11 protein-coding genes are annotated in these 12068 nt (G+C 34.4%); 4 read left to right on the top strand and 7 right to left on the bottom strand.

Annotation, left to right across the window (positions count from 1 at the left end; translation table 11 throughout):
• The first annotated feature begins 136 nt into the window (after positions 1 to 136).
• Positions 137 to 1000, top strand: coding sequence for a phosphatase PAP2 family protein (locus HNR52_RS05535; RefSeq protein WP_435619931.1), 864 nt, complete (start codon positions 137 to 139; stop codon positions 998 to 1000).
• A gap of 18 nt (positions 1001 to 1018) precedes the next feature.
• Here HNR52_RS05535 and HNR52_RS05530 read toward each other — a convergent pair whose 3' ends face one another.
• The 4 genes from HNR52_RS05530 to HNR52_RS05515 form a co-directional block, all read right to left on the bottom strand.
• Entirely contained in the window at positions 1019 to 2209 is a 1191-nt protein-coding gene (locus HNR52_RS05530; RefSeq protein ID WP_435619930.1) for an NAD(P)/FAD-dependent oxidoreductase, read from the bottom strand.
• 75 nt (positions 2210 to 2284) lie between these two features.
• Positions 2285 to 3472, bottom strand: a complete 1188-nt coding sequence (locus tag HNR52_RS05525; RefSeq protein ID WP_435619929.1) for an FprA family A-type flavoprotein — start codon at positions 3470 to 3472, stop codon at positions 2285 to 2287.
• A gap of 171 nt (positions 3473 to 3643) precedes the next feature.
• The gene (locus HNR52_RS05520) at positions 3644 to 4120 is read right to left on the bottom strand and encodes a ribonuclease H-like YkuK family protein (RefSeq protein ID WP_013788457.1); all 477 of its coding nucleotides are present in this window, start codon (positions 4118 to 4120) and stop codon (positions 3644 to 3646) included.
• 82 nt (positions 4121 to 4202) lie between these two features.
• Positions 4203 to 5012 carry a lipid II flippase Amj family protein gene (locus HNR52_RS05515; protein ID WP_013788458.1) on the bottom strand — a complete coding sequence of 270 codons (810 nt, stop codon included), beginning with the start codon at positions 5010 to 5012 and terminating at the stop codon, positions 4203 to 4205.
• 175 nt (positions 5013 to 5187) lie between these two features.
• Between HNR52_RS05515 and HNR52_RS05510 the strand changes: the two genes are divergently transcribed.
• The 3 genes from HNR52_RS05510 to HNR52_RS05500 are packed head-to-tail and all read left to right on the top strand — an operon-like array spanning position 5188 to position 7400.
• Positions 5188 to 6597, top strand: a complete 1410-nt coding sequence (locus HNR52_RS05510) for an MFS transporter (protein WP_435619928.1) — start codon at positions 5188 to 5190, stop codon at positions 6595 to 6597.
• Positions 6598 to 7014 (top strand): nucleoside-diphosphate kinase, encoded by a 417-nt coding sequence (ndk, locus tag HNR52_RS05505; protein ID WP_435619927.1) that lies wholly within the window; start codon positions 6598 to 6600, stop codon positions 7012 to 7014.
• Between the two features lie 53 nt (positions 7015 to 7067).
• The gene (locus HNR52_RS05500) at positions 7068 to 7400 is read left to right on the top strand and encodes a hypothetical protein (protein WP_013788461.1); all 333 of its coding nucleotides are present in this window, start codon (positions 7068 to 7070) and stop codon (positions 7398 to 7400) included.
• A gap of 3 nt (positions 7401 to 7403) precedes the next feature.
• On the opposite strand, the gene HNR52_RS05495 is transcribed toward HNR52_RS05500, so the two are convergent.
• From HNR52_RS05495 to HNR52_RS05485, 3 genes are all read right to left on the bottom strand, one after another.
• Complete coding sequence (locus tag HNR52_RS05495; RefSeq protein ID WP_013788462.1) at positions 7404 to 10103, bottom strand: calcium-translocating P-type ATPase, SERCA-type; 2700 nt, start codon at positions 10101 to 10103, stop codon at positions 7404 to 7406.
• A gap of 64 nt (positions 10104 to 10167) precedes the next feature.
• Positions 10168 to 10821 (bottom strand): DUF2225 domain-containing protein, encoded by a 654-nt coding sequence (locus HNR52_RS05490; protein ID WP_013788463.1) that lies wholly within the window; start codon positions 10819 to 10821, stop codon positions 10168 to 10170.
• Between the two features lie 96 nt (positions 10822 to 10917).
• Positions 10918 to 11967 carry a YkvI family membrane protein gene (locus HNR52_RS05485; protein ID WP_013788464.1) on the bottom strand — a complete coding sequence of 350 codons (1050 nt, stop codon included), beginning with the start codon at positions 11965 to 11967 and terminating at the stop codon, positions 10918 to 10920.
• Positions 11968 to 12068: the final 101 nt, after the last annotated feature.

Raw genomic sequence — 12068 nt, 5'->3', positions numbered from 1 at the left:
TATAAATTTTAAAAATCCTTCTTTCTAAAAGAAAATAATTTTCGACAAAGATGATTATAAATAATTTTATGAATTACTCAATTAATATTGAAGGAAGATTTGCAAACTTGTAGAATATATATATCGAGGTGATAAAATGCAAGCAGCCATAATAAAGGATATTCAGCTTCTATCAAATCCAATTTTAGATTATTTTTTTATATGTATAACAATGATGGGAAGCTCATTATTTTATTTTTTAGCACTGCCTTTATTTTATTGGTGCATTGATAAAAGATTTGGACTTAAATTGGGGTTAGTGCTTTTGTCATCTATATACGTCAATACAGTAATAAAAAACGTAACAATGGTTCAAAGGCCAATTGGATACCCTGGTATCAGATCGATTTTTACACAATCCGCTGGCGGATATTCATTTCCCAGTGGCCATGCACAAGGTACAACTACGTTTTGGGGCACAATGATGTTTAAATACAATAAGAAAATCACAAAAATTTTAGGTGTTGCTTCAATAATACTCGTCTCCCTTTCGCGGTTGTACCTTGGCGTTCACTGGCCTGTCGATATAGTTGGTGGAATTTTAATCGCTTTGTTAGTGATAATAGTCGCGGAACTTGTAGACAGCATAATAATCGAAGGTAAGTATGATATAAAGCTTATATATAAGATAATTCTTTCGCTAATTGTGCCTTTAGGATTGATAATTTTATTTCCATACAATGAAAATTTCGAATACATGGAATTGGCATCTGGTACAATGATAGGATATTTTATTGACCAACATTACTTTAAATTTACCGTAAATAACACGGTTAAAGGTCAAATAGCAAAGTTGATAATTGGTATATCAATTTTTGCTGTAATATTAAGCACTTTGAAATATTTGCTGCCTTATACAGAAATTTTCAATGCATTTAGATATTTCATTGGCGGATTATGGATTTCAATTGGAGCACCACTTCTATTCAATAAACTCAAGCTTAACAAAAAAACCTTATAATACTTGGATTGCCAAGTATTATATTTTTTCTAATATTTCCTTGGCATCATTAGATGAATCTAAAAGCTCTTTTAAATCAAGCCCAGAATCTATGACTTTCTTTATTTTTGTAGAATAGCTTATATCACCTATGAGAATTGTTCCTATCAATTTATTTTCTTTAACAAACAATTTATAATAAGTATTTCCATCTTTATATCTGTAGGATATAGCAGCTTCATCGAAAATATTTCCCGATGAAAAAACATCCACACCAGTTATCTTCAATGTGCTTGACGGAAGGACTTCTTTGTATACCGTATTAACACCAACAGCATTTAAACCTGCCGTCCTCCCTTGAGCCAAAGCGACGGTCCAAAGCCCATATATTTTGCCGTTGTGCTCAGCAACATCACCTGCTGCATATACATCGTCAATATTTGTCTTCATAAAATCATCAACTACAATTCCTTTATTGACTTTTATGCCTGAATCTTTAATCGCATCCAAATTTGGCCTTACGCCTGCTGAAAATATCACAAAATCAGCATCTATTTTAATTCCATTTTTAAGCATAACACCGTCTGCTGTATCACCAATTATCCCCTCTACTTCTGCACCTAATACAAGATTTATACCGCTATCTTTAATGATCTTTTCAATAATCCTTGATCCTTCCTCGTCAGACTGTTTAGGCAGCAACCTTGGAAAAAATTCTACAACTGTCATGTCGTAACCACTTTGTCTTAATGACCAGGCCGCTTCGAGTCCTAACAATCCACCGCCCACTACTACACCTCGTTTTTTGCCATTTATATACTCGTTTAATTTTTCCACATCGTCAAGGCTTCTCACAGTGTAAACACCTTTTTTATCGTTTCCTTTAACTTGTGGAACAAAACTATGACTTCCAGATGCGATTATGAGAACATCATATGTTAAAATGCTGCCGTCATCCAACTTCACAATTTTTTTATCTGTATCTACTGAAAGCACATTTCTCTTAAGCAAAACGTCTATATTGTTATCTTTATACCATTGATCAGGCTTTACATATAATTTTTCCAAATCAAATTGCTGCCCAAGTAAATGTGACAATTTCACCCTGTAATATGTGTTGTATTTCTCCCTCGAAATCATCGTAATTTTTGATTCACCATCGTTCTTTCTGATATTTTCAGCAGCTTGAAGTGCAGCAATCCCGTTTCCTATTATTATGAAATTCATCATTATCAGTCCTTTCCAAATTTTATATGTGAAAATTTTAATTTGTGTTATATGCAGCACGCATATAAAACTCTTATGTTATACAAGCGATGAAGCAAATATTCTTCCAAAATCTCTGCATCTTTCAATATCGTCATCACTTGGAATAAAATTAACTTTAAGACCCGGCTCAACTAAATTAAGTTTAAGACCTTTTAGCCTTTCTTCCATCAATGGTATTGCCTCGCCACTCCATCCATAAGATCCGAAAACTGCAGCAGGCTTATTTTTATTCTTTATTGGATTTATTCTATCTATGACATTCCATATAGGTTCAACAGCATCACCGGTAATTGTAGGGGAACCAAACAAAAGTCCATCTGCTTTTTCAATCTTATCTCTAACATCATCTAAATCAACAGCTTTTGCGTTGTATATTTCAACATCTATAACTCCAGAATCTTTTATGCCATTGCCAATCTCCTCAGCCATTTTTCTCGTGTTTCCGTATGCAGAAACATAGTATATGAGCACTTTCTTTTTTTGAGCTACATCTTCTTTGCTCCACTTCTCATAATCCTGCAAATACTTATCGATATTTTCCCTCAGCACAGGTCCATGTCCTACTGCTATTACATCAAGAGGAATATCCTTAATTTTTTCCAATGCCTCCAAAACCTTTGGCTTAAATGGGCTTATGATGGAATCAAAGTAAAGCTTGTAAGCTTCTTTAAAATCATCTTCAAGATCGTTAAAAAGATGTTTAGGTGTATAATGGCAGCCAAAAGCATCGCATGTAAATAAAATTCTTTCTTCCTCTAAATAAGTGAACATCGTATCTGGCCAATGAAGAAACGGTGCCATGATGAATTTTAATGTCTTACCGCCTAAATCAATAGAGTCACCATCATTTACTATTCTAAACTTAAAATCGCGGTTTATCTGTCCTTTCAAAAAAGTTATAGCCGTCCTGCTGCCAATGACTTCTGCGTTTACCGCCTCTTTGAGAAGTTTCGGCAATGCACCAGAATGATCAGGTTCTGTATGGTCTACAATAATATAATCAATGTCTTTTAAATTTACAAGGCTTTTTATCTTATCGACGTACTCATCGTAAAATGGCTCTTTTACCGTTTCAATCAATGCAATTTTTTCTTTTCCTTTTACAAGATATGAATTGTAAGATGTTCCCCATGGTGTTCTCCATACTATATCAAAATACTCAAGATCAGGATCCAAAACTCCCACCCAGTAAACATCATTTTTTATTTTAACGACTTTATCCATAATATCACCCCATAGATAATAATTATTATTAATTAATATTTTATTTCCTTAATTTAATTATACCACTTGCTGCCAATATTGCAATAGTTAAAAAAATGATTTTTCAAAATTTAATTTGCAATGTACTGCCAAAAAATAAAAACCTCAAAAGAGGTTTTCATTGAACATGATTTACATCGACTTTGTGTGTTTATCAGCTACTTTGCTTGCTCCGTATGAATCAGGTTTTACCTGTGCATCAAAGCCACAGCCAGTAACCATTCCCACTACTTCTTTTATAATATCTTTCGTCATGCCATTCTCGCCAACATCAAGATGTATCTCTATATTAAAATCCTTCTTACCCATTTTTTCAAATTTTGATGACAATATATTTGCAAGCTCTATGCTGTAATTAGCCTCCATAAAAATCCTTTGCCTTAGAGATGGAATTTTTTTATGTTGAAACTTCCTGTAGTAATACCTTGCACCTTTTCCTTCGCGATATATAATCACTGCCGAAACAAAGCATATGACTTTACCAGGCTGTGAATCAGTCCCTATCATAAGCTTGTACTTGGAATTCTTATCATCTTTTATAAACTCCACAATATCATTAAACATCTTATCAATATCCAAAACGCCTTTTGTCGGATTTACAAAATTCAAGGCTATCCATCTCCTTTGATCCTCATAAGAATCCTTTTTATATATTATACACTATTTTTGTTTCTTCTGTGTTAAATTTTCATTAAACAATTAATTTTGTGACAAAGAGAATCAAATGAGACGCCGGTACAAAGACTATTTGCGCCAATAGCGTACCTATTATTTTTCCGAATACTAATAATATCACCATTGTGTTTACATCTTGCTGTGTTCTTTTCCCAGCCAGTGCTTGATCCGTAATAAGTGCTGCAACAGGATCGACAATGACTGTCAAAAGAATTGTGGCAAAGCCATTGACTATTCCCGAAAGCAAACTTGCTGTAGTTCTAAATTCAGGCAGCAATGCACCTGCATACAAAGACGATATAATGCCTGTTGTGTATATAGAAGTGATTATCACATTGTAAACCAGAAAGCTCTTAGGTATTTTCGTCTCTTTGATGCCTTTTAACATGCTAAACTTAGGTAAAACTATCTTAGTCCTTATTTTCTTTATGCTGCTCCACTTTAAAGACATGAGTACAAGTTTCGGCACAGATCCAGCTTTCTCCATGCCATTTATGGCAGACGAAAACACTGAAACAAACGTAGGCATTAACGGCGCACCTATGACAGCGCCTAATGTAGCCGACAACAATACAAATCTCATATCGATGCTTAGCGCTGAAACCATTTTGTACTTTATGGATATATCAACAAGACTTCCTAAAAAGGGCCCTTGAATCATGTTTGATAATCTGGAAATTACAGCCATTATATTAAACAATGATAATGAAACTGCCAGCTTCCTGGTCCTTACGCCGGATGGCCTTATAGAATACGATAATGTATCGATCAAATTTATTATCATTGTGAAAAAGCAAACGATTAATAGCCTCTTTACATCTACCATCTGCACACATCCTAAGCTAAAATATACAAGTTAAATTATAGACATATTTAACAAAAAAAGCAATACATGACGATGAACCGCAAAATCATATTTCATTTCGTTTTTATGCAAAAACTGTGTTATAATTTTTTATGTCAAAACCACTATAGAAACTACAGGAAAGGAAAAGGCGCAAATGGAAAATCTTCGCACTAATAAATGGATAATCTTATCTGCTGTACTAATAGGAACAGTCATGGGGCCTATAGACGGCAGTGTAACAAATATTGCAATGCCACAACTAGCAAAAATTTTCCACACAGATATTACTACTACTAGCTGGATTTCGATGACATACTTATTAATGCTTTCAAGTTTAATGTTGACATTTGGCAGGCTTGGAGATATGGTAGGCTATAAAAAACTATATCAGTATGGTCTTATAACTTTTTCCGTCACTTCCGCCATATTAAGTATGTCAAACAATATCTACATGCTTATTATTGTAAGGGCCTTTCAAGCTATAGGTGCTGGTATGCTTATGTCAATGGCTCCGGCTATAATAACTGCTACATTCCCTCCAAGCGAAAGAGGGAAAGCATTAGGCTTTAATGCAATGGCCGTATCTATAGGGCTTTCGATAGGACCTACATTAGGTGGTTTCTTGCTTACATACTTAGGCTGGAGATCGATATTCTATATAAACATACCAATAGGCATAATTGGTTTTATATGGGCTCAAATAGTAGTTCCAGATAATAAAGGAATTCCAGAGAAATTTGACCCATTTGGGGCATTATCAGCATTTATCTTTCTCACTGCACTTCTCCTATTTATATCTGAAGGAGGTACTTGGGGCTGGACGTCTATCTTAAGCATCGTATCTCTATTGACATCTATAACATTTTTTATAGCATTTGTAATAATAGAATACAAAGTAGAGTTTCCAATGCTCGACTTAAGCTTATTTAAAATAAGATTATTTACCTTTGGAAATCTCAGCACCTTAATAAATTTTATGGCGCAAAACACCATGACGTTTTTGACTCCTTTTCTTTTACAAAAAATTGGGTATTCTACAGATATATCTGGCATAATCATGACATCTTTCCCGTTGATAATGCTTGTTGTTGCACCATTAAGTGGCATTTTATCTGACAGATATGGAGCACAAATTTTATCTACTATTGGCGCTTTGATTACAGCTACAGCACTTTTCTCTATGTCTACACTGACATTACATTCATCGATGGCATCAATAATGTTAAGATTAGGTCTTTTCGGCATTGGCAACGGAATTTTCCAAACGCCTAACAACAGCTCTATAATGGGCAGTGTATCAAGAAATAGGCTCGGCATCGCATCTGCCTTCTTAGCCACAATGAGAAATGCAGGAATGGTCCTCGGTATAGCTATGGGAAGTGCAATATTTACCAATAGGCAGATGTTTTATGAATCAATCAAAATAAACAGCAATAGTGCGTTTTTACTTGGATTGAGGGATGCATATATAGTAGCAGGGATATTTTCCATAATCTGTGCATTAACATCCCTTGTTCGGGATAAAATTAATAAAAAGAATAATTTAGAAAAGGATGGAATGTAAATGGAAAAGACATTTGCTATGGTAAAGCCAGACGGTGTAAAGCGCGGGCTCATAGGCGAGATATTAAAAAGGTACGAAAGCAAAGGACTTAATCTTGTAGCTGCAAAAGTTATATGGCCTTCTTTGGAACTCCTTCAAAAGCACTATGAGGAGCACAAAGACAAACCATTTTACAATGATTTAATTCGATATATGATGTCTGGCCCTGTCTTCGCCATGGTTTTAGAAGGCGATAATGCTGTTAGAATAGTAAGACTCTTAAACGGTCCTACAAAAATTGAAGATGCTCAACCAGGTACAATACGTGGAGATTTTTGCACAAATACGACATTCAATATAGTGCATGGCTCTGACAGCTTAGAAAGTGCAAAAAGAGAAATACTTTTATGGTTTCCAGAATACGCGAATAAAATTTAGGACAAGTAAATAAACTCTAATAGAAGAAAAATTCTATTGGAGGAGAATATTCAATGATCAAAGTATACAGCAAAACCAACAAGTATGGAATTATATATGGAAAGATAGACGACTACAATTGGTATGCTTTAGTGCAAGCTGATGTCGTCGATTACGGAATAAATCCGAAGACATTGTCAAAAGGTGCTGGAAGAGTTTCAAGGCTTTTTATATACAAAGACATTGAAAGAGATGTGTTAAATCAAAGTACAATATCAGAATCCATCATTGCAGACTACAGACATAAATGGAATTTTATAAATGATGATAAGAAAGACATGGTAAAAAAACTTGTAAATTATTTAGAACTTAGATATTCTTTGAAAGTTTTAAAAGAAGCGAAGTAAATTTTACTTCGCCTCTTTTTTTGGCAACACAAAGGCAGTATACAGATTGTTAAAAACAAATTCTATAGATGAAAAAAATACTACTACCAACCAGTCAAACCAAGTCAATGGTATAGTCCTAAAAACAGCACTTAAAAATGGTATGTATATAGTTGAGAGAAAAAGCAAAAATGATGCAATAACTGCAACTACAAGATATTTATTTGTAAATAAGCCTAATTCGAATATCAAATGTCTTTCAGACCTGCATTCAAATGAATGTATAAGCTCCACCATGACTAAAGTCGAAAACGCAATCGTTCTTGCCCTGTCCAATGTGCCATAAGTCAAAGCAAATATGTACGATGACAGCGTGCAAACAGCCATTAAAGTTCCAACGATGCCTATTCTTATTCCAAGACCGTTTGCAAAAATGCTTTCATCTGCCTTTCTCGGCTTTAAATTCATTATGTCTTTATCAGCAGGATCAAGCCCCAATGCTAATGCAGGTAACCCATCCGTCACAAGATTTACCATCAAGATTTGTATAGGAACAAGCGGAAGCTCTAAAGATGACAAAGCAGCTAAAAACATCGTTATTACTTCTCCAATGTTGCATGACAATAAATACCTTATAAATTTTCTTATGTTGTCGTATATAATCCTTCCTTCTTCAATTGCCGCTACAATGGTAGCAAAATTGTCATCAGTCAAAATCATAGAAGATGCCTCTTTCGCTACATCTGTCCCGCTTTTCCCCATAGAAATACCAATATCAGCCTCTTTAATGGCAGGTGCATCATTTACACCATCTCCAGTCATTGCAACAACATATCCCCTGCTTTTTAAAGCTCTTACAATCCTCAGTTTATGTTTTGGAGAAACTCTCGCGTAAACCGTCGTATTCTCTACTGCTTCATTAAGTTTTTTATCATCTAATCTATCTATCTCGTCTCCCGTCATTATATTATCAGTTTTTGAGCGTATATTCAATTCATCTGCAATAGCTGTAGCAGTTAACTTATGGTCTCCTGTTATCATTATAGGTTTAATACCTGCCAATTTACATTTTAATACAGCATCGTATACTTCTCTTCTGGGTGGATCTATCATTCCTTCTAATCCAACAAAGACTAAATCCCTTTCAACTATTGAAGGATCGCTGTATCTAACTCCTTTAGGAAGCCTCCTATATGCAAATGCTAATACCCTAAGAGCATCCTTACTGAACTTCTCGTTTGCATCAAGTATCTTTCTCTTTTCAATTTGGCTTAAAGAAACTTCCCTACCATCTTTCAAAATCTTATTGCAAAGCTCTACTATAACATCAGGTGCTCCTTTCGTAAATGCGTAAATCATACCATTTTCTTCAATTATTACGCTCATCCTTTTTCTGTCTGAATCAAATGGAATTTCTTCGATTCGTTTCATCTTTTTTTCTACGTATTCTTTAGATACACCTCCTAAAATTGATGCATACATAATGGCAGCTTCTGTAGGATCTCCAACGTATTTTACATCTTCTACAACTTCATTTCTTACTTTGGCCTTTTCTATTTTTACGTCCGCATTATTGCACATACATCCTATTTCTAATAGCCTTTTTAATGCAGGATCATAAATTGGCTCTACCTTCCTACTATTTATTGTAAATTTAACGTTGTTTGACTTTCCCTCAATTTCTACAACATTATCATTCACAAAAAACTTTTTAACTGTCATTTTGTTTTCCGTCAAAGTGCCTGTTTTATCAGTACAGATGACATTTGTACATCCAAGCGTCTCTACAGCCGGAAGTTTCCTGACAATCGCATTTCGCTTTAACATCCTTTGTACTCCTATAGCAAGCGATACGGTGACAACTGCAGGAAGACCTTCAGGTATAGCAGCTACAGCAAGGCTAACTCCAGACAAAAACATGTAATAAATAGACTCGCCTCTAATGATTCCCATAACTACCACAAGAGCGCAAATTAATAAAGAACCTGTTACAAGGACCTTACCTAATTTATCGAGCCTTCTTTGAAGTGGTGTCATGCTATCGTCAATATTTTTAATCATCCCTGCAATTTTGCCCATTTCAGTCCTCATACCTACATCAACAACTAAAGCTTTGCAGCGTCCGCTCGTGACTACAGTACCCATGTATATAAAGCTATTTTTTTGCGCCACCCTCCTATTTCCTATTTCGACAGGTTCTTTTGTTACAGGTATAGACTCACCTGTTAAAATAGATTCATCAATCCTTAAGTTAGAAGATTCAAATACAATAGCATCTGCTGGTACTTTGTCGCCTGCTTCAAGCAATATTACATCATCAACTGTTATTTCTTCTGAAGGTATTTCTTTTACAACACCATCCCTTAAAACCTTTGAAGATGGCGCAGAAAGTTTTTTCAGAGCATCCAGTGACTGTTCGGTCCTGTATTCTTGCACAAAACCAAGAATTGCGTTAAGGATTATAATAACCGTGATCGTCACAGCATCGGCTATTTCTCCCATTAGAGCAGAAATCAACGTTGCAACCAACAAAACCATCACAATGAAATCTTTAAATTGATCTAAAAAAATATCGAAAGCAGTCAATTTTCTACCTTCATCAAGAACATTATGACCGTATTTCAATAATCTCTTGCGTGCTTCTTGTTCGCTTAACCCATTTTTGACAGATTCATCGTTAAAGAAGTAAATTGTACTATTTTCTGGTTTTTTTGTTTGAAACATTTGTATCCCCCTTTGTACATTTCTCCTCATATAAAAATATGAGGTCACATGTAAAAACATGACCTCATATTTTTAGGCTTTGCCATTCATCCCTTGCAAAATCAACTATCATAGAATAATTGCTTCTCAATGGATGATTTATTACCTTATTAAACCATTTTAGAGCTTCATCTCTATTGCCTAATATCTTGTTTAGCTCACCTATCAAATATATAAGCTGTATTTCACCTTCAAATGAATCATTTCCTTCATATGCTTTCTCATACTTATCTAATGAAATCTTTAAGAACTTTATTTTATTGGCAGTATCTCCTAATATGTCGTATATCCAACTTATCCTTAAGCATGTCTTAGCAAATATTATATCTTTATCGTTCTTTATTTCTGAACAATATAAAGACAAAAGATATGATTCTAAAGCTTTTTTAGGAGTCCTTTCACCAGAAAACTTTCTTTTTGTCCAATTTGTAGTGATTTTTGAAAGAACTTCTTTTTTACTTTCTTCAGTAATGTTGTTAAAAGATTCGTTTAATGCAGCATAACCACAATTTGGGCATACAATGGGATCATAAAAAAAAGGCTCTATTCCCTCATACTTTGTATACAGATCCTTTCTGATTTCTCTAATTCTCAAATGCGACATTCTTACTTTAGTATAAGTAAATTCTCTGCCACATACTGGACATTTTGTCTTTGTATCATACAAAAAAGAATCCATGGTTTCACTCCTGTCTATGAAGTCTGCAGCAATACTATTATCCAATATATATTTCGAATTACAAGCAAAAAATATTAGCAAATTAGCTTATTTACATCATTTTTTCTTCATTAAACCATATGTTATCCCAATCAGCATCACAATTCCAGCATAACCTGCAACTGGGTACATGTAGTGTACTAATTTTGAAAAACCAAACCCGCTTAATATCAGTCCTACACCACCTGTAATGATTGTACAAACTTTATACAATGTACTTTTAGCATCAGTCAATCTTGCCACGAATCCATAAAGATTCCCAACTGCTGTCGTATAAATCTCTGCAATTAAAATAAAACTGTAAATAAGCTTAAGCAATTTTGAGAATTTTCCAGCTATGTAAAGCATAGGTATTTGATAATTGGAAACGTGAGGCATATTCAAAAGAATCGCCACCAAGATCATCGTAGCACCTGCCCATAAACCTAAACCTCCAAATAATGCACCTAATTTTAAATCCGATTTATTCGTTGTTTGATTTCCAAGTGGCGCCAAAATTGCCACAGACATTAGCAAATTATATGAAGCGTAAATAACCCCAGATACAAAAAAATTCTTGACGGCTGCATCAAATGGCATTGATATGCGGTTTAATACAGAAATATCTGGTGTATAAAAAAGTGCTAATGCACTTATTAAAAATACTCCCAGCAATAAAATCGGCACTACAAAAGAAATAGCAGAAATAACACCTGCTATTCCTGTCAAAACTGTCATGACTGATATTACAGCCATCAAAACAGCTCCAAACTGAGATGGTAGCTCAAACTGCTCTTTAAAAATCGCTGCTGTACCTGCCAGCATTGCCGTAAAAGCTCCGAATAAAAAAAATATTATCACATAATCCATTATTTTGCCAAAAAAAGGGCCTCCAACATCCATAATAACCTCATAATGTGAAGAAGCATTAAGTTTATTGCCCAATAGCAAAATAAAATACCCATATACAATAAACATGATGGCTGCGACAAAAAGACCCACAAATCCTTTTACACCGTGATATCCAAAGAATTGCAGTACTTCCTGTCCAGATGCAAACCCAGCACCGACTACAGTACCTATATATGTAGCAGTAATTGAAAATACCGACAATCTTTTATTCTTCAAGATTGCGCCTCCTAAACGATTTTTCACTAATATATATATTCTCCTAAATGATTTTTATTTATAATCACTTTTAATATTATATTTGATTGTTGTATAATCTT

The organism is Thermoanaerobacterium thermosulfurigenes (assembly GCF_051201035.1).
In the GTDB taxonomy this organism is placed as follows: domain Bacteria; phylum Bacillota; class Thermoanaerobacteria; order Thermoanaerobacterales; family Thermoanaerobacteraceae; genus Thermoanaerobacterium; species Thermoanaerobacterium thermosulfurigenes.
This window is presented reverse-complemented; position numbering and strand designations above follow the sequence as displayed.